Origin of the sequence: Moraxella sp. ZY200743 (assembly GCF_050885545.1) — a bacterium.
Lineage (GTDB): Bacteria > Pseudomonadota > Gammaproteobacteria > Pseudomonadales > Moraxellaceae > Moraxella > Moraxella haemolytica.
Genome location: NZ_CP091313.1, coordinates 1543442 through 1562826, shown reverse-complemented (window position 1 = coordinate 1562826; position 19385 = coordinate 1543442). Strand labels below are relative to the sequence as shown.

At 44.8% G+C, this 19385-nt stretch carries 18 protein-coding genes; 3 read left to right on the top strand and 15 right to left on the bottom strand.

The annotated features are described in order from the left end of the window. Positions 1–42 precede the first annotated feature (42 nt). The 3 genes from dinB to ahcY form a co-directional block, all read right to left on the bottom strand. Positions 43–1230, bottom strand: coding sequence for a DNA polymerase IV (gene dinB, locus L3D27_RS07710; RefSeq protein WP_432480824.1), 1188 nt, complete (start codon positions 1228–1230; stop codon positions 43–45). Next, on the bottom strand, positions 1140–1859 hold the full coding sequence (locus tag L3D27_RS07705; RefSeq protein ID WP_432480823.1) for a 16S rRNA (uracil(1498)-N(3))-methyltransferase: 720 nt from the start codon (positions 1857–1859) through the stop codon (positions 1140–1142). Before L3D27_RS07705 ends, dinB begins: the two co-directional genes overlap by 91 nt. A 582-nt stretch (positions 1860–2441) precedes the next feature. Beyond that, positions 2442–3806, bottom strand: coding sequence for an adenosylhomocysteinase (ahcY, locus tag L3D27_RS07700; RefSeq protein WP_284673115.1), 1365 nt, complete (start codon positions 3804–3806; stop codon positions 2442–2444). Positions 3807–4105: 299 nt separating this feature from the next. Here ahcY and L3D27_RS07695 point away from each other — a divergent pair, with 299 nt between their 5' ends. Together L3D27_RS07695 and L3D27_RS07690 are read left to right on the top strand one after the other, a co-directional pair. Next, positions 4106–4471: an MliC family protein gene (locus L3D27_RS07695; protein ID WP_284673114.1), complete on the top strand. Its 366-nt coding sequence runs from the start codon at positions 4106–4108 to the stop codon at positions 4469–4471. 248 nt (positions 4472–4719) lie between these two features. Next, a complete protein-coding gene (locus L3D27_RS07690; protein ID WP_284673113.1) occupies positions 4720–5496 on the top strand; it encodes a TatD family hydrolase in 777 nt (258 codons plus the stop codon). A gap of 326 nt (positions 5497–5822) precedes the next feature. Here L3D27_RS07690 and L3D27_RS07685 read toward each other — a convergent pair whose 3' ends face one another. The 7 genes from L3D27_RS07685 to L3D27_RS07655 all read right to left on the bottom strand — a co-directional run bounded on the left by L3D27_RS07685 (position 5823) and on the right by L3D27_RS07655 (position 13367). Further along, on the bottom strand, positions 5823–6359 hold the full coding sequence (locus L3D27_RS07685) for a TIGR02594 family protein (protein WP_432480822.1): 537 nt from the start codon (positions 6357–6359) through the stop codon (positions 5823–5825). Positions 6360–6385: 26 nt separating this feature from the next. Further along, positions 6386–6703 (bottom strand): phage holin family protein, encoded by a 318-nt coding sequence (locus L3D27_RS07680; protein ID WP_373628935.1) that lies wholly within the window; start codon positions 6701–6703, stop codon positions 6386–6388. Between the two features lie 106 nt (positions 6704–6809). Beyond that, on the bottom strand, positions 6810–7457 hold the full coding sequence (locus L3D27_RS07675; RefSeq protein ID WP_432480821.1) for a hypothetical protein: 648 nt from the start codon (positions 7455–7457) through the stop codon (positions 6810–6812). Next, positions 7421–7882: a hypothetical protein gene (locus tag L3D27_RS07670; protein WP_432480820.1), complete on the bottom strand. Its 462-nt coding sequence runs from the start codon at positions 7880–7882 to the stop codon at positions 7421–7423. Before L3D27_RS07670 ends, L3D27_RS07675 begins: the two co-directional genes overlap by 37 nt. After that, positions 7879–8238 carry a hypothetical protein gene (locus L3D27_RS07665; protein ID WP_373628933.1) on the bottom strand — a complete coding sequence of 120 codons (360 nt, stop codon included), beginning with the start codon at positions 8236–8238 and terminating at the stop codon, positions 7879–7881. Before L3D27_RS07665 ends, L3D27_RS07670 begins: the two co-directional genes overlap by 4 nt. Continuing rightward, on the bottom strand, positions 8235–12740 hold the full coding sequence (gene gpJ / locus L3D27_RS07660) for a TipJ family phage tail tip protein (RefSeq protein ID WP_432480819.1): 4506 nt from the start codon (positions 12738–12740) through the stop codon (positions 8235–8237). The genes L3D27_RS07665 and gpJ overlap by 4 nt, the downstream gene beginning before the upstream one ends. Positions 12741–12791: 51 nt before the next feature. Continuing rightward, positions 12792–13367, bottom strand: a complete 576-nt coding sequence (locus L3D27_RS07655) for a tail assembly protein (RefSeq protein ID WP_373627206.1) — start codon at positions 13365–13367, stop codon at positions 12792–12794. A gap of 400 nt (positions 13368–13767) precedes the next feature. Here L3D27_RS07655 and L3D27_RS07650 point away from each other — a divergent pair, with 400 nt between their 5' ends. Continuing rightward, positions 13768–13965 carry a hypothetical protein gene (locus L3D27_RS07650; RefSeq protein ID WP_373627204.1) on the top strand — a complete coding sequence of 66 codons (198 nt, stop codon included), beginning with the start codon at positions 13768–13770 and terminating at the stop codon, positions 13963–13965. Here L3D27_RS07650 and L3D27_RS07645 read toward each other — a convergent pair. The 5 genes from L3D27_RS07645 to L3D27_RS07625 all read right to left on the bottom strand — a co-directional run bounded on the left by L3D27_RS07645 (position 13940) and on the right by L3D27_RS07625 (position 19347). Continuing rightward, positions 13940–14731 (bottom strand): NlpC/P60 family protein, encoded by a 792-nt coding sequence (locus tag L3D27_RS07645; protein WP_432480818.1) that lies wholly within the window; start codon positions 14729–14731, stop codon positions 13940–13942. The two genes, L3D27_RS07650 and L3D27_RS07645, sit on opposite strands and share 26 nt — an antisense overlap. An 8-nt stretch (positions 14732–14739) precedes the next feature. After that, entirely contained in the window at positions 14740–15453 is a 714-nt protein-coding gene (locus L3D27_RS07640; protein ID WP_373627201.1) for a phage minor tail protein L, read from the bottom strand. A gap of 49 nt (positions 15454–15502) precedes the next feature. Next, positions 15503–15907 (bottom strand): hypothetical protein, encoded by a 405-nt coding sequence (locus L3D27_RS07635; protein ID WP_432480590.1) that lies wholly within the window; start codon positions 15905–15907, stop codon positions 15503–15505. A gap of 64 nt (positions 15908–15971) precedes the next feature. Continuing rightward, the gene (locus L3D27_RS07630) at positions 15972–16301 is read right to left on the bottom strand and encodes a phage tail protein (RefSeq protein WP_432480817.1); all 330 of its coding nucleotides are present in this window, start codon (positions 16299–16301) and stop codon (positions 15972–15974) included. A 1-nt stretch (position 16302) separates the two neighbouring features. Further along, on the bottom strand, positions 16303–19347 hold the full coding sequence (locus L3D27_RS07625) for a hypothetical protein (RefSeq protein WP_432480816.1): 3045 nt from the start codon (positions 19345–19347) through the stop codon (positions 16303–16305). Positions 19348–19385 lie beyond the last annotated feature (38 nt).

Sequence of the window (19385 nt, the reverse complement as noted above, 5' to 3'; positions counted from 1 at the left end):
CGAGTATGGCGACTTAAATGTCGCCATTGTTGATTCATGTAACTAATCAAATAAATCCAACTGCTCGGTGCTGTCATCAATGCTTTCAAGAGTTGAAAAGGTAACGCCCACCAGACGCACGGGCAGGTGCTTTGGGCTGGCGTGATACAGCTTGATTAGCCATGGCATTACATGATTTGCATCTTTAAAAGGCGATTTGACAGAATGGCTACGAGTAATCTGACTAAAATCGCTGTATTTTAATTTTAGTGTTACGGTATAGGCACGCATTTTTCGCTGTATCAAATCTTGCCATGCTTCTAGATTTTGTTCGTTGATTTTTTGGAGAATGAGTTGATCATCGGTGGTATTTTCACTAAAGGTAATCTCGGTGCCGATGGATTTTCGCACACGCACCGCCTTGACTTCTCTATCGTCTATTGCATGGGCAATGTTGTGATAAAACTGCCCACGCTTATTGCCAAACATTTCTACTAACTGTATCAATGGTAAATTTCTTAAATCTTGCCCTGTAAAGACGCCTATTTCGTGTAGGCGTTTGGTACTTGCCTTGCCAATGCCATAAAATCGTTCAATGCTAAGTGTGCTAATGAAAGCGTCTGCCATATCAGGGGTGATGACAGCGATGCCGTTGGGTTTGTTGATATCGGAGGCGATTTTGGCAAGCATTTTATTAAAAGACACGCCGGCTGATGAAGTTAGTCCAGTTTGTCGATAAATCTCGCCACGAAGCCAGTTCGCCATGAGTGTGGCTGAGCCATTGCAGTAGTGCTTGCCAGTAACATCTAGATAGGCTTCGTCCAACGATAATGGCTCAACTAGACTGGTGAGCTTTAGCATGATGGACTTGATTTGGTTGCTGATACTACGATATACATCAAAGCGAGGGCGGACAAAGATGGCTTGAGGGCAGCGTCTCTTGGCTTCATAACAGCTCATCGCCGAATGCACGCCAAATTGACGCACTTCATAACTGGCAGCAGCAACCACGCCACGCCCATTGGGGTCGCCACCAACGATGATTGGCTTGCCCTGATAGCTTGGATTGTCTCTTTGCTCCACGCTGGCAAAAAAAGCGTCCATGTCCAAATGAATGATTTTTCGCATGCGATGAACTGTCTCTTGATTGTCTTTTGTGACTATTGAGTGATGTCGTGCAATGTCTGTAAGGCAGATAATGCCACCACGGGGGCGGTCTCGGTGCGTAGTACTCGCTCGCCTATCGTCCATGCGTGAAAGCCATGAAAGATGGCAAGCTCAATCTCTTTAGAAGACAATCCCCCTTCAGGACCGACCAACAAAGTAATGTCGTCAGGCAACCGTGTTGGGGTGAATTTGCCATCGCTGACAGCCATCATCAGTTTTAGTGCAGACTGATGGGTGCTAAGCCATGATGCTAGGTCAATCGGTGGTAGTATGCTAGGAACAATGTTTAGTCCGCATTGCTCACAGGCAGCGATGGCGATATTTTGCCAGTGTATGAGTTTCTTTTTGTCTCTTTCGTATTTTAGGTGTTCTTGGCAGTAATCGCTAGTGAGTAGCTGAATGTGTCTGACACCCATTTCGGTTGCCTTTTGAATGGCGTAATCCATGCGTTCGCCACGACTCATCACTTGACCTAGTGTTACGGCATAAGGCGGTGTGCGGTTGGTTGGATTTTGTGTGTCTAGGCGGACAGTTGCTGATTTTTGATTCATGTCAATGAGTGTGGCGGTATATTCGCCACCTTGTCCATTAAATAAAATGGCGGTATCTCCAACTTTTGCACGCAGTACCTTACACCAGTGATGATGTACTTGATTGGGTAAGATGAGGTGCTGATTTATATTTAGTGGCTCTGCTACAAAAAAACGATTCATGAGTGATCCAATAATAAAGTGATGATAATCAAAACAAAAAATCAAATAACAATCACAAGATACAGGTCTTTTGGTTGGATTGACTAGAAAATGAGTGCCAAACCAATACCTTGTTATATTTGATGGTGCCTATGCCACCAAAATGCAAACCCAATACTCTTTCGTTAATGGTAACAACACCCTTTGTTGTTTCCCTTTGGGCTTTAAGGTGGGTTTATTGAACTTGTGTGCCATTGCCTAATAATACATCAATATGGCCGAAATGATTTATTTGGTTTTGGGTGTTTGTTTTGGTTTTGTGGTGAAATGGCTTTAAAAAGGGGTGGGTATTTTTTGATTGTTGTTTAGCATGGCTGTTTTTGAGTGTGATTGATATTGTTTTAAGGATTTAATAAAACCTTTGGGTTGTTTAAATCATTCATAAGTGTTGGGTTATATTAGAAACTCTTCATAAGAATATTGAATGTCAAATCAATAAGGGCAATGCTGAGTATTTAATGGTGTATAAAATTGGCATAAGATACACGCAATCAATGGATTGACTCATGTCAACCCATTGATGTGGCTATCTATTTTGGTGGATTAGTACTTATACTCGTCAGATTTAAATGGACCTTCAACGCTTACGCCCAAATAATCTGCCTGCTCTTGGGTCAGCTTGGTAATGACACCATTAAAGCCAGCAACCATAGCAGCAGCGACTTCTTCGTCTAATTTTTTGGGCAGAACCTTGACATAGACTTTGCTGGATTTTTCTTCAGTGGGTAGATTGGCAAATTTTTCTTTGTATAGATGAATTTGAGCCAGTACCTGATTGGCAAATGAGCCGTCCATAATGCGTGAGGGGTGCCCTGTGGCATTGCCTAGATTGACAAGACGCCCTTCGCTTAGCAAGATTAAATAATCGCTGTCATCATCTGAGCGATAGACTTGATGAACTTGAGGCTTAATCTCTTCCCAACGCCAGTTTTTACGCATAAAGTCGGTATCAATCTCTGTGTCAAAATGCCCAATATTGCATACCACTGCAGTGGATTTTAATGCCTTTAACATTTCACTGTTGCAGACATTGTAGTTACCTGTGGTGGTAACAACAAGGTCGGTATCTGACAACAGGGCGGTGTTGACACCACAAGATTGGTCGCCATTGATGAAAGGCGATACCACTTCATAGCCGTCCATACATGCTTGCATCGCACAAATTGGGTCAACTTCAGAGATACGCACAATCATGCCTTCTTGACGCAAAGACTGAGCAGAGCCTTTGCCTACATCGCCATAGCCAACAACCAAAGCACGGCGACCTGATAGTAGCATATCGGTGGCACGCTTGATGGCGTCATTGAGTGAATGACGGCAGCCGTATTTATTGTCGTTCTTGGATTTGGTGATGGCATCATTGACATTGATGGCAGGGACTTTTAGCTTGCCATTACCTAGCATCTCAATTAAGCGGTGTACGCCCGTTGTGGTTTCTTCGCTGATGCCATGAATATGCTCTAGCATTTGTGGATATTTTTCGTGAATGAGTGCGGTCAAATCGCCACCATCATCTAAGATAAGATTGGCATTCCAAAGTTTGCCATCCTTGTGAATCTGTTGTTCCAAGCACCATAGGTATTCTTCTTCGGTTTCGCCTTTCCATGCAAAAACAGGAATACCAGCTGCAGCAATGGCAGCGGCGGCATGATCTTGGGTGCTAAAAATATTACATGAAGTCCAGCGAACTTCTGCTCCAAGTGCCACCAAAGTCTCAATCAAAACAGCTGTTTGAATGGTCATGTGGATACATCCGACGATTTTTGCACCTTGTAGCGGTTTTTCGTCAGCGTAGCGTTTGCGAATGCCCATTAGGGCAGGCATTTCGGTCTCAGCAAGGCGGATTTCTTTGCGACCAAACTCAGCTAAAGTAATATCAGCAACTTTGTAGTCAGTAAATGCAGACATCTGTCCACTCCTTAAATAAATGGTTAAAGAAATGTGCAGATGTCGTTGTTTTTTAATTATTAACAAAATAATTAAACCAAGCCTGACCTTAGTGCGATTAAGATTAAGGGTGCAACATCTCTTGGTGTTGCATATTTTACTAAAATCGTCAGGATTTGACAATAAAGTCGTTTTGATTTATAGTGTGGATAAGAATATAGATGATGTATTTCTTGTTTGAAGGTGTGTTTTGATGATGATTCATCGTTTAGATGCCTTTAACACTTAAACATCTTTAATCTCAAATGGGAGTTTAACATATGAAAAAAATCGCTTCTTTAGTTGCTGCAAGTGCTGTAATCTTAGTAGGTTGTGCAACCAACTCTAACACCGCAAGCAATAATATGACCGCTAAGGCACAACCAGCCATTCAGCATTTTAGCTGTGAAAATGGTTTGAGCGTTGCAGTAAAGCACTTGGGTAATGATCAAATCGAGCTTACTACTAACGACAATAAAAAAGCCATCTTAAGCCAAGCAAGATCGGCATCTGGTGAGCTATATACTGCTCATACAGGCCTATGGGGCTATGGTGGTCAATGGCATCAAAAAGGTAGCCAAGCTTACTTTGAGTATGTAGGTGTGCATGGTGGTGCTGCCAAGAACACCAGCTGTACTACTCGTTAATCATCATCAGATAAGCCAAAAAATAAAGCCACTTAATTATAGTGGTTTTATTTTTTGTTTTTTGGTTATTTAAAACTGAAGTATTTATCCTTGTGTATTTGTGTTTTAATGGAGGAGTTAATATCTAAGCCATGCTGATAAAAGCAAGAGATAATATTGGTTTTTGAATACCGCTTAAGAGATGGCGGATTTGCCAAAAAGGGATAAAAATGCGTTATAATGACTGTTTTTACTTGATTTGAGTAGCTATGTATACTGACAGCCACGCCCATTTGACTTATTTAGAACCTTATCAACACAACCCATCTGCTTTACTAGATAATCTAAAAGCCATGCAAGTCAGCCGTGTTATGGCGATTTGTTGCAATTTTGATGAAATACACGACATTGAACGCTGGGTGGGATTGTCTGATGAAAAAATTGATATTGGCATGAGTATTGGTGTTCACCCTTGCCAAGATAAAGAGATGCTAAGGTCGGTTCGGATTGATGATTTTATCAGCTTGAATCATGATAAGGTTTGGGCGTTTGGTGAAACAGGGCTTGATTATCATTGGGATAGCGATAAAAAAGTGGAGCAAAAGCACAGCTTTGCTACGCACATTCATGCCAGTCAATCTCTCAAAAAACCCATCATTGTCCATACTCGAGCCGCCTATCACGATACCTTAGATGTATTAAAGGCGGAGAAGTGCGAGTATGGTATTATTCATTGTTTTACTGAAGATTATCATTTTGCTAAAACCGTCCTTGATTTAGGCATGTATATTTCCTTTTCTGGTATTGTGAGTTTTAATAAATCCCAAGACTTAAGAGAAGTGGCAGCCAAATTACCACTTGATCGTATTTTGATAGAGACAGACAGCCCCTATCTTGCCCCCACACCCAAGCGTGGACGAGACAACGAGCCAAGCTATGTGCCTTATGTAGCACAAGCATTGGCAAAAGTTTATGGCAAAAGTAGCGAAGAGATAGGTCTGATTACCAGTGCTAATTTTGACAATTTGCTCAATCAATATCAATAAATCATGTAAAGTATTCATTAGCGACCACAAAAAACCCTTAAACCATTTACCATATCAGCAAAGAACTCATTAATGACCAATTTTATCAATATGAATAAAAGAATATCTGTTGCACCGATGATTGATTGGATATTTTATTTATAAAATATTTTATAAATCAATAACTTATTTTATTTTAAAATAAAATTTCCGCAAATTTTCCACAAAAAAATAACCCCAGACAAGCATTTTCGCCTAGCTGGGGTTAATGGTGTTATGCTAATTTAGGCATTCACTAAACTATATGCCTGCTATTATAGCAAGTAAAACGGAGATTGACAAATATTTCAAGCCTCATTCTTACTTACCTTGCCATCGCTGGCGAGTACAGGCAACGCAAACCGATGTGTCGCAGGCATAGACTGTGTACCACACCAGCGATAAGCCAGGACACGAGATGGTGAGAAAGGTTTGATATTTACTTGATTACTTTGGTTTCCACCAAGCACCATAATATTACCATGCTTATCTCTACCAACACAAAACCCTACATGACCACCACCATTGCGACTAAACACCACCACGCAGCCATAAGCGGGGTTATTGAGCTTACTGCCTGCCGTCACCCATGAACGAGCCAATGGGAAAGATTTTGGAATGTGATGCGACAATCCTGCCTTTGCCATGACAAATGCGACAAATGCACCGCACCATGGTGTTTCGTCATTTTGCCATACTTTTTCTTTTAGGCGGTGGGCTTGATTTGTGGCAGTAAAGCCTGTTGTCCACATCTCCACCACCAATGGGTTGTGCTTGACCCCCTTGATTTCTTGTTGTCCGATGTACTGGCGGGCGATTTGCACCCATTTTAATTCATTTTTCATTTTTGTGCTCCAATAAAAAGCCCCAATCAGGGGCTAAATATATGATTGATTTTTTTGCCGATGGCATCGATGGCGTTACCGCCCAAGTGACCGCTGATGGCGACCGCCACCGCTGTCAATAGCGGCTCGGTCTCTAGGTATTCGCAGAGGTAGAATGTGACGAAGCCAGCGAATGCTGACACCATCAATTCCCCAACGAGCTTAATGAACACTACTGTAAGCTTCTCAGGCTTTCTTTGCTTGTTAAGTCGCCTAATGAACGCAACCAGTCCACCTGCCATCGCCAGCAGTCCCACCCATAGATAGGTGATGATGGTGTAGGTGGTTGGGTCTTTTTCGATCATAATTATTCCTATGTTCTGTCCACTGTGATGTTGAGCTTGATGTTGTGTTTCATTTTTTCTCCTTGGTTAATAAAAAAGCCCCATGGTTGAGATGGGGCGGTGGTGGTTATGGGGGTGGTGTTATGTCATGATGGCCTCCTGTGAATGGGAATGGTAGATTATCAATTTCAGAAAAATAAATATTTATTACATCATGATTAAATATTAGGTTTCTTGTTGTGAATTCTTGTTTTATATCTTTCACAGTACCATTTTGATTAATACGCTCAAATGTAGGTACAATCTTAATATGATTGCCATCAACACAGCCTACACACGCAAGCACCACGGGTGTCATAAAATGAGGGTAGGTTTCGCCTGCCGAAAATTCCAATTGATAGTACCCGTCATAATCACCAATCGCATTTGTCAGCTCGGTGGTATCATAAGGATAGTATCCGACTGATAGCTTTGGGCTTAATATACCAGCACAGCGTTTGGTAATACGTGCTGGCAACAACCTAGACAATGGCACGCCATGATTTTTTCGTTTGTCAATCATCGCTCGGTCGCTGCCTGTTTGATTGTTATAATAGTCCACACCATAATCATAATAATGTTCAACATGGCGAGTCAGCAGTCTAGCTTCATCACTCGATAGTAATTTAATATCACTGGGGATGTGTTGCCGTGTGGTTTTGGTCTGTAAAGACAATGGCACGCTACGAGAGCTAAATGTTACATTGCCCTGTCTGTCATACAGATTGATACCCACTTTATCCTCTTTGATGACATTAACATCAAAATGTAAATGTGAAATTTGGCAAGCTCAGCATCTGATAACCTGCCATTTGAATAAAACATCAGCCGTGCTATGCCATTGAAATAGCCTGTATTTAGATACACCACAGGATTACATTGACTACTTAAACCATCATAATACACCCCTGCAATGGGACTGATGGCATTGGGCAGGTCAATATAGTACATACAGTATTCAGGTGTGTAAATATCTGTATAACCTCTCCTCAATTTAGAATTAATAACTAAGCGTTTAGCTCTATACCAGTATTCTCTCTTATGTTTTTCAAAAGGTGTATCAAGTAATCTTGTTAACCTACCAGACTTAACAAAGCTAAATACAGCTTCATCACTATCTAATAATTTTTGACCTTGTTGATTAAAAGTTCTAAAACTCATACATACCCCCAGTAAAGTTTAATTGGTGGTTTTTGTTTATCGGCATTGCCTGCTTGTTCTGTACTGTATTCAAACCCTGAATTAGTGTAGTTAATATCGATACCCCAAAGATTGTAAGTATTCGTATAAACATACTCTTCTTCTACATCTTTAGCATCAGGAGGTACTGATAAATTATCATTACGAGACATATATACAGGCACGACAATGCGTGTCGTGCCTTGTGGGATGGTGTAATTAATACTCCGTCTTTCAGATGCACTAATTACTTTATTGCCGATAAATTTGGGATAACGACCTGTGATGTTGCTAATCTCACGACCGTCTCTATCCCATACTCTCAAACCACTTATCATCTGAATATCCCCAATTCTACTGCTTTTTTGCCTCGTGCTTTGTTGTACCAAACAATCAAGCCTTTTGAGTTAAGCTCCAAACTTGAACCATCACCAAATGTGTTGTTGAGCTCAAACCTGCCGTCTTTGAATAATCGCCAGCCTTGACGACCTGCAACATAGTTGTCAGATTGAATACTGTCGGCGATGTGCAGCATATTGATGGACGCTCGGGCAATACTGGCACTATTAAGCCACGCCCCCGCAGGGTAGCTTACACCATCGATGGTGGTAGTGCGGGTCGTAAACACAAACGGCTTTTTGGCACTCGTTGTCGCCCCAAAATAAATCTGGTCGGCATTGATGCCAAAACGGCTAGTAACACGACCGTTTGCCAGCTCACTCATAAGACCATAACCGCTGATAAAGCCGTTGTTATCCACTGTAACTGCTTTAATCGCACGCACGCCATTGACTGACCGCTGTACATCTCTGATGCTTGTGGTCTGACCGTTTAGGGTGGTATCTAACTGAGAGATACGCTCACTCAACGCACTGTCAGCACTTGTTACAGTCTGTTTAAGCTCTTGCAACTGTGCTTGTACGCTTTTATTTTGCTTTTGTACGCTCACTTCAAAGATACTTGCCCTTTGATAATATGGCAGACGGTTTAGTTTAAGGCGATTAAGTGCTGCGTTAACTTGTAGTTCACCAGTAAACACACCGTCAGCAGGATTATTGAGCGTAGTCAGCTGAACATTACTATCAGCATCAAGCACATAAATCGTCGTCAGATTAGTACTTGCTCGTACTGTAATCTTGATTGTCTCGTTTTGCACAGTTTGCGATAAGCTGTAATTAGCGATATTGTACGCTGTTGTGTTATTCACAGCGACTTTGCCGCTAATCACAATGTCATCGCCCCAGTCGGATTGGTTGCTTGCAAGCTCGGTTTGGATTTTGCTTAGTGCTTGATGGGCGTCAGACAATGACTGCTCAGCTGTGGCAAGTCGTGAGCTGGTGCTTGACTTGTTGCTTCGATAGTCAGTATCAAGCCGTCCGATACGCTCTGACAATGCACTGTCAGCTTGTGTGAGTGTGCGTTCAAGCGTACTAAGATTTGCAGCTGCTGTTCTATCAGCCTGCTTATAAGCTGTGTCTAACTGAGAGATACGCTCTGATAGTGAGCGTTCTGTGTCAGTTATTGTTTGACTTTGCGTTTCGATCTTAGCTGAGACATCAAGCAAAGCACCATCACGAACAGACAAGCTGACATTGTCTAATGTTACGCTAGAACTGTCACGATTGCTCGTGCGATAGATGTGCAAGCTGTTATTACCGCCATTACCAACAACCCAATCTAACTCGTGCGGTGTGCCGTCCGCCATAATCTCACCAATGCGATTTACCCCCCTTGGCGATGAATTATAGACAAGCACACGCTGGGGTGGGGCTGTTGTCGCTTTAACGATGACCTTTTGCCCCTCCGTCAATGTGCGACCAATCGGATAAGCACCGATTAAAAACTCGGTGGTCGTTTTTGCTTGGGTATCGCTTAGCAAGTTGGGCGAGTTCATCAGATTATCAAAGCGTGAAGTTAGCCTATCAATACTGCTTGCCGTCCCATTTTGGGTTTGTCTGATTGCGATAATTTCGCTGTTGGCGGTATCGCTTGCCGTCTTTAATTGGCTATATTTTTGACTTAAATCCCCAGTTGTTACCCCCAATTCACGGATTGATGAGGTATGAGACCCCACGGTTTGGGTAAGATTAGCGATTTCTGTCGTTTTGGCGTTTTTATCCGCTTGTAAAGCAGTAATATCACGGATAGCACCGCTGATACGGTTACGCTCGGTGGTGATGTTGCTAATGGCGGTTTGCAGGGTGCTTTTGGCGGTGGCAAGCTCATTTTGCAGGGTAGTTGTTTTGCCGTTTAGCGTGGCGATTTGAGTGTTTAAGGTGGGTAATTGAGCATTAACGCCATTTACCGCACTTTCAAGTGTACCAATTTTGGCAATGGGTGTGCGTAAGGTTTGGTCAAGATGACTGCCATTAATCTGACCGCTGATAAGCTCAAGCACCTTGCCAGCATCTGCACTTGTCGTGCCAGATACCCACGCTGTCCAATCGCTTGTATTACCCAGCTTATCCACAATCCGCCCACGGTAAAACTGGGTCAGATTGCCCTGCAAGCCTGTGAGCTCAAACTTGTTTGTTGGGTAAGCAAATGTGCCAAGGGTTGTGATGTTTGTGCGACCGTCAGGGCTGACCTCAATTTCAGTAAAATTAGTGTCGTCTGACTTCGCCCCAAAGCCCCAAGCCAAGTTCATGCCAAATAGCAAACCAATTGCACGGATAAACGCAAGGCGGTTTGGTTTGCCGACTTTGCCCTGTATCTGTGTCAGATTAGAATGAGTGGCTAGGCTTGCCTGTCCAAATGCAGAAATAGCCGTTACTCGGGCTTCGTATTGCCCTGCATAGACTCCAGCGATTTCAATGCTGTTTGTGCCTGTTGGCGGCAGGCTTTGCCAGTTGCCGTTGTCTTTTCGCCATTCCACTTGATATTTGACTGCACCTGCTACTTGCTCCCAACCGATGACAAGGGTGGTCATGCTCACGCCTTGATTGACCGTGTGATAGCTTGACAGATTGACCGACTTTGTGGGGGCTTGTACCGTGGGGTTAATCACACTAATCGGACGCTCGTCAATATACGCCCCTGTATCAATGGCATCATATTTGGCAGGGTTATACTGCACGGCAGTGATGGTAAAAGTGTGGTTATCGTCAGCCGTTACCGACAGCACACGAAATTTCATCGTGGCAAGGTCTTGACTATCTAGCACCCAGACATTTTCCACACTGATGTTGCCAAATGCTTTTGTTACCGTGATTTTGTCGCCACTGACCGAGCGGATTTGCCGTCTTTGGCTTGTGCCATCATCGCCATTGATGACCAGCGTATCACCTGCTTTGGCAGTAATGGGGCGGTCTAGGGTAATCACGGTTTTGGTTTTGTTAATCGCAAGCACACGACCGCCTGTGGCACGCCCTGCAAACAACTCATCACTAATCTCAATCACTTTTGCAGGGGCTGGAATATAGCCGTCCAAGCCGACTTTGAAAGTTACCATGCGAGTTTCAAGCTGTTCAGACTTCAACGCCCAAATGCCTGCTCGCTGGGCTTGCCCACGAGAAGTACAGCCCCACGCAGCGATGTCCGCCACACGCACGCCAAACTTGGCAATCGCTGCTTCATCTCTGACATATTCGTATTCGGTCTTAAAATGATTGGCAGGATTATCCCACGCCACCTTTGCCACGGTGCGGCGGTCACGAGAGCGTGTGCCTGTATATTCAAACACGCCATCGATGACATTGGCACGGCTGAATGAATAAATGCTGTCTTGGGGAATATCCGCATCCAGCACAATGCTATTACCATCCCAGTAGGAAATTGCCCGAAATACGCCTGCAAGCCTTGATAACAGCTCAAACGCACCGTCTGCCGACTGGATATAGACATTGACGGCAAATCTTGGCTCTTGTCCGCCCATGCCATCATCAACCATCTCATCGCAGTATTGGGCGAGACGATACAAGCTCCATTTATCAATCATGCTTTGGGTTAAGCGACCACCCAGCCCATAGCGTTCGGCGGTGCATAGGTCATAATAGACCCACGCTGGATTGTTGCTGTACGCCATTTTAAACTGTCCGTCCCACATACCTGTATAGGTGCGAGCCACAGGGTCGTAGTTTGTTGGTACTTTGATGATGAGACCACGACAACGAGCCGACATTTTGGCGACATTGCTAAAACTCTCGGCATCGTATCTTAGCCCCAAAAGAGCGGTGTTAGGATAACGAAGTTTTAAGTCAATCAATTCACTGATGGCAGCGATGTACATTTTATCTGAGATAAATTCAGAAGTGCTGTTCGGTGTGATACGGCGAACACGCACCTGCCAGCCTGTTTGTGCTTTTGGTAGGTCAATACGGTGGCTACGCTCGTAAGCGTCCGATGTTTTGGCATTGATAGATGTATTTAGGACTTCTGCCCAACCACCGTTGTCGGTTTTGACATCGATCGCATAATCAATCTTTACGCCTGACACATTGCCATTTTCACGGTTTTGCGACCGCAGAGCTCCCCATTTTAGACGCACACGCAGAGCATCAAGGTCAAGATTATTAAAGGCTTTAACAAAGGGTGTGCCGTGTTTTAGCTCGACACCCACCGCCGTTTCGCTTGACACATCAGGAAAGCCGTCAATGTACTCTTGGTCGTTGGTGCCACTTCTAAAATCCACTTTAACATTGGGAAAGTTAAACTCGCCATTGTCATTCTGTAAGGGTGTATCTTCCAAGTACACAGATTTATAGCCATTCGCCAGCCCTGCAATCTCGCCTTCGCCCAAGCCATACATGATACTGACAAAAGCTTTGGACTGAGCAGAGTCGGGGGCAATAACAGGCTGTCTTTGTTTGCCACTGCCTTTTTTAGCACCGTGAATGTTCATTTTTTATCCTTGTTATCTGTCAAAGTGTATCAAATTGGGTTGTGCTGTTGGTTACATCATGTCTTCTGGTAGCTGGCTGGCTGACAGGATAAATCCGCCGATTTCTCGTTCGCCGTAAAGAATGGGAACTGGGTTGCCTTGGGCGACCGTAGTTACCGCACCGCCAAAGCCTTTGTTTGCCTTATTACCATCTTGGTTATTATCCTGCGTATCTACCTTCGGCATGAGCATCTGAGAAATACCACCCACCATCATGCCAATACCAGCACCGATGAGTGCCGTCCCCACAGGGGCAAACCCCATGCCTGTCGCCACGACACCAGCGACCACCATGACCGCTCCAAGGACGGTTTCAAGCAAACCTGCTTTTTTTGAGCCTTCCACCACTGGCACGACACGAATCACTTTGGCGGTGTGGCTCATCTCAAGTTCGCTCTCGCCCACATTGTGCTTATCATGAAACACGGCAAAGCGTAGCCCTTGCCTATGGGCATTCATCATAAATTCTTCAAAACCTGCCAGTTGCACGCACAAAGCACGCATGGCTTCCTTTGTACTGCCCACTGCCAAGTTAAAAGATTTGCCGAATTTTTTGGCTAAGATGCCGTGTAAGATGATGGTTTTCATGGCTGATTTTTCCCCAATAAAAAACCGCCCATGATGACATCATAAGCGGTTAAAAATGTTTTATTTTTGGATAACAAAAAAGTCAGATAATCACAACAATTTTATAATAAATTGCAATAATTACTTGACTTTTAATGTAGTATTTACTATAATATAACACATCAAGCAAGGGTTGCTTGATTGGTAAGATGGTAGCCATCGTTACCATCATAACAAGGAGTAAAACGATGAAAACGACCCTTGAAATCCTCGTAATCATCGCTCTGCTGTTGCTAAGCTATCCAGCTTACTAACAGTAAAAGCCTAAAGCGAGTACCAGTCGCCAAGGCAGGTTAGGTGGAAACGCCTAGCCACTCCTTACCTATTATCATAAGATAATTTAAAACAAAGGTCAAGCATCATGCCTAAAATTGTCAAAACTCCAAAAACCAAAGCTCAAATTCAAGCTGACTCTGATGCCAAACGTGGCGTAAAGGTGGCAAGCTATAAGTTTCCCATCGAATTTATTGACGAGCTGACCGTTTTATCTGAAAAAAAAGGACTTTCACGCTCTGCCATTATCATGCAAGCTGTCAAAGCGTGGGGGCAGACGACATAAGTGAATGATGACGCACGACAAGCCCAACCCTATCCGCCCACCCCTTGCCATAAATCTCACGCACGCTTTGCCGTCCGTAGGGGTGGTGCAGGATTAGAGTGTTGCCCACGCAAGGCGGTGTAACTTCGCTTTTGAGCGTGTCATTGTTGCCGAGCCAAATTAAGGCATGATTAACATGGTGCGTGCGTCCGACACGGCAAAGCAGGACATCGCCGTATTGCAGGTTGTCTTTGTCCACTTCCACAAAGCCTGCTTTTTCAAAGTTCTGCTCATACAGTGGGGCGTGATTGGGGTCTTCCCACCAAGCGTCTGTGCGGTCAAAATCAGGCAATTCAATCTCAAACTCACGGCGATAAAAATCACGGACAATGGCATAACAATCTTGCACACCGTGAATGTAATTTCGCCCCAACAGTGGCGGTTTATACCCACACGGTTCATAAATACCAAAAGCAGGCTCATCACCATAATCTTGCTTGGACACCGCCACAATGACCCACGGCAAGCCATGCAGCTCAATTTGTAATTTATCCAAATCAGACGGCAACACACCGCCGTCAGGGTGGTTATGGACGATGGCTTGTATCTGCCCCATACTTTCAGCACGGGCATACTCTTTTGGACAAAGAGTAAATTGCTCATTGTCATGGGCGGTGTTGGTGCAGGCAATGTATTTGTTATTCACAATCACGCCACAGCACTCGGCAGGGTAGCAGTCAAGGGCGTGGGAGGTAATGTCCGATTTTAATTGTTTGGTTAATTTCATCTTAATTCCTATGAGCCAATCAAACTACTGGCAGGACAGCCACCAAAGGGTAAGGGCTTGTTTTTACCAAAACGGCGAACGCACGATTTCATGCGACCACCGCATTTGTCCAAAATTGGGTTGTCGGTTGGTTTGTCGTGTTCGTCAAACATTGTCGCCCCTGTATAGCCGCATTCTTCGCCACGATACTTACCCACGACCGCCCAATGGCAATAATTGGTAATCTCTCTGACTGGGATTTTTAAGCCCTCTAAATCAATCGGATTTGACAGCTCAAAAGTAACTTGTTGGGCATTTTCCGATGTTTTTTGTTCCACAAACCAAATCTGCTCTTTGCATTCATCGCTTGCCGTAGGGTTGCCACCGTCAAAATTAACCGCATCAAGATACTTGGCAAGGGTGGCAATAACGGTAAGTTTTGCTCCTGCAAAGTCGCTAAACTGCAAGCAATACGCCGACACCGCACCTTGTACCCCTGCGATGTTATTGGCAAGGGTCAAGGTGGGGGTGCTTGCCTTACCGTCTGACCGCATTTCAAGCCCTGTTACATTTAGGGCTTGGGGGTTGTACTCTTTGCCACGGAAGGTAATTACACCATCGTTTTTGTCGTGATTATGTCCGTGAAAGCGTAAAATGCCCGCTCCAAGACGGCTTGCATCCAGTTCAAACAAGGTAATTAGTCCATCTACGGATAATTTTTGAAAGTCGCTGTTTAATGGCATAAGCCCTCCAAATAAAAGACGGAAAAATCACTTTTTCCGTCTTTGTGTGTTATGCTTCTTCGTCTGCCAGTTCGTCGGTTGGCTCGGTTTCGCTTGCCAGACTTGCCGTCGGCACAACTTCCACCGCCACGCCAAATTCATCATTAGCATAGACTAAATGCAGGACGGTAACAGCTTTGTCATTACCCCAACCTTTAATCTGGTTAAGTTGGTTGGTCGCCCAAGCTAGAATCTCGGCACGAAAGATAGTGGTGCGATTGCGTTTTAAAATGCCATTATTCTCTTCGCCGTTCATTGCCTCAAAGCCGTCATCTTCAGGATAATAGACGATTTCAACCTTATTGGCTTTGTCGCCATATTGACTTTGCCAAGTGTCTACCTGCCAGATAAATGCTTGTAGGATTTGGGCTTCGGTGCGGTTTAGGGTGGTTAGGGTTTGGGTGGGTTCGGTCATGGTTTTGCTCCAAATAAAAAGCCCCAAGCGGTATTGCGTGGGGCGGTTGTTAAGGCGATATTGCCTAAAAAACTTGTTCAAACTTCAAGCTAATTTCCCAAAAGTTACCTTTTCTTTGAGAAATTTCATAATCTTGGCAAATGTATTTGGCGGTCGTGCCATGCGGATCAGCCCAATAAAAGGGCGTAACGCCACCATGCTCATCAAGAAAATCTTTGATTGGCTTGATGACGGTCGCCCAGTCGCCAGTTTTGCTACCGCTCCAATCGGTGCGTTTATTGTTAATACCAAAACTCACACGCTGGGCATAGCCATCACCAAACTGGGCTTTTGCCACAGAGTGCTTGACGCTGGCAGACGCTCCCATGTTCATTTTCCAAGTGAAGGTTTTCATGCTATCTCCCATAAAGTTCGCCTCCTTGACGGCGTGCTTGGATAAATCGTTGATTGACTTTGGCATCTACCGTGTCACTAATCATCTTGCCGATAGTAACCATCATGTCACCGTTTGGCATTTGTTGCACATGAGCTTTTTCGCTGGTGTAATTGTTAATGATGACCTTCGTTTCACCTCGACCCTGCAAGCTGTTCAATTTATCATCTAAGGCTTTGGCGGTATGTTTAGGCAGTACTCGTTCGCCTTTTTCTAAGTTCCAAGTGCCTGATTTGGGGACGCTCATGATGCCGTCGTGGGCTTGTCCGACCAATGCGGTGGACTTGATGGCTTTAAGATGGGCGATAATCCCCATACCCTGTGTCATCGCTTGGGCAATCAGGGGGATATTCTGCGGAAACCCAATTTTTGATGCTTGAGCGATGTTTTGCCAAAGAGCGATACCAGCTTGGGCAATCGCCACGCCTTTACTCATGGCGAACATGGCTTTATAAGCCCTTGATTGCTCGCCAAATGCCGCCTTGCTACTCTCAGCGAGTGAGCCGAGCATGACTTGGGCGTATTGCATACGCACCATCTGTTTCATCTTTTCGGCTTCTTCGACCGTTGCTACTTCTGCATCGAGAAAGCCTTGGATGGTGTTCAAGCGTGTCTGATACTGATTTTGGATATTCTGTATATCAGCATAACCGCCAAGCTCTGCCAAAAAGTCTGCTTTTTGTTTTTCGACAGACTTTTGTAGCTGTTGCACTTGGTGGGCTTCAGCGTTGTATATTGCCGAGCCAAGCTCATCTTTTTGTGCTTGGTTTAGGTCGTCTCGGTTGGCAAGCTCACGGCGACGCTTGGCAAAGTCGGCACGAATGCGAGCAAGCTGGGTCTGATTGTGGCTGTTAATCTGATCAAGCTCATCTTGGTAGGCTTGCCTAAGCTTATCAATCGCCTTGATTTCAGCGTGCGTGATGGCATCAATCTTGGCTTTTCTTAGCTCTTCGTCAAGCTCAACCGTCAAGGTTACTTCACGGCGTTCAAGCTCGGCAGTGGCACGGATACGCTCTTCTTCGCTTTGTAGATGCTCCTTGGCGGCTTGGGCTTTTTTGTCTTTTTCAAGTTCAAGCCATGCCAGCTCGTTCTCGTAGCGTGCTTTTGCCATGTCCAGATACTTTTTCTCATCTTCGCCAAAGGCAGCGTCTTTGATTTTCTTTTCTTGCTCTTGGTAATCAAACAGCAGCTGGGTCTTTTTGTCAGAAAAAGACTTTTCGATGTTGTAGCGAGCATCAGCCTGCCGCTTGGCTTCTCGTTCTGCTTCTTCTTCGGCTCTTAGCAGGATTTTGGCGGCATCGGTTTCTGCTTCGCCAATATCAATCGCACTGACATTGGGGAAAAAGTTCTTGATGTGGTTTTTAAAAGCACCTGATTTTATGCTTTCGCCTTTTTCAATAATGCCGTTTTTGTTGGTATCCCAAACTCGGTTGAGTTCATATGCTTGAGTACCTTTTCGATACCCTGTGCCAATTACAGCATCATACACTTCGCCTAAGCTCGCTCCAGCTTTTAATCCTTTACCCTTAAAAAATTTTACAACATACTGCATTTGCTCCATAGCAGACAAAGCCCCAAACTGGGCTCGGCTCATGCCGTAGTAATCCCAATCTTTTGAGTTTTTGTGTGATGTACCATCTGCATCCTGCATAAACTGTATTAGACCAGTGGCAGATGATTTTGGGTTTTTGATACTGGTGCTAAATGTGCCGCTTGTTTCAAAGGAAATGACAGAAGCAAGATAATTTGGGTTGATACCCAACTGCTGTGCACCCCATAAAATCGCTTTTGCGGTATTTTGCGGGATAGGGCTGCCTTTGCTTTTTGATTGTTTCGATGTAGTCTTAGCAGCTTTTTCAGCAGCTTCACGGGCTTTTTTCTCTTCGGCACCTGTTTTGCCAAGTGCTGTTGTTGCCTTGTCAGCAGCGACAGTGATGTCAGTTAGGCGTTTAACTGTAGGGTTAACACCGTTATTACCTGCGTTCAAGATTCTGTCTAAGGCAGCATTGGTATTGTCTGCCGCCTTTTTCATATCATCCCATGTACCAGATAGAATTTCCCATGCTTGCAAGGGGTTGGCAATGGCGGCACCCAGACCACCAATAGCCATGCCAAGCAGCTGGATGACGCCAACAGCTCCACGACCTGTGCCGACAATCAGTTTTAGACTGCCTGCAAGGACTTCGCCTGCTTGAGCAGCACTTCTTTTTAAGCTGGCATCTTGCACCAATGACCCCGCCAAGTCAGACAGTACGGGCATGACAGCAACGGCGATTTGATTTTTTACCCCTTGATAAGACAAATCAAGGATCTGGGTGGCGGTGTTTAACTCTTGCGTGGCTCGGATGGTTTTTTCATCCATCACCGCCCCTGCATTCTCTGCCGCCTTGCCCCACAGGTCAAAGCCTGCTCCAGCATCAGCCAGCAGCGGTATCAGCAGACTGGCTTCATCGGCGATGGATTCCATATAAAAAATCATCTCGCTTTGTGAGATGTTGGCTTTTTCTAGGGCGTCATACACCGCTTGTAGGGCATCTGGACCTGACAGCTGTCGCAGCTCTTTGGCGGTGATGCCCACTTTGGGGGCGATATTTTCAAAAAAGTCGGCAAGTTCGCCACCGCCTGTACTCAAAAAATCGCCTACTTTGTCTTGTGTGTCCTTAAAAATATCACCGAGCTTGTCTTGCTCGATGCCCATCGCTTTGGCTGCGACGATGTATTTTTGGATGTGGGTGGCGGATGTGCCTGCGATGGTTGCGGTTTTGGAGAGGGCAGACGCAAGCTCCATTTGGTCTTTGACCAGCACGCCAATGGTCGCACTGGCAGCGGCAAATGCCGCAGTAGCGATGGCAAAACCTGCCTTGACCTGCTTGCCCATGTCCAAAGCGTCTGCCTTGATGTCGCCAAAGGTCTTGCCAGCGGTGGCACGAGCATTACCCATGGATGTCTCAAAACTGGCGGTATCAGCGGTTAATAAAATGCTGGCTTTGCCGATTTGGTTGGACATGATTTTCTCCAATAAAAAAGCCGCTCATCATGCGATAA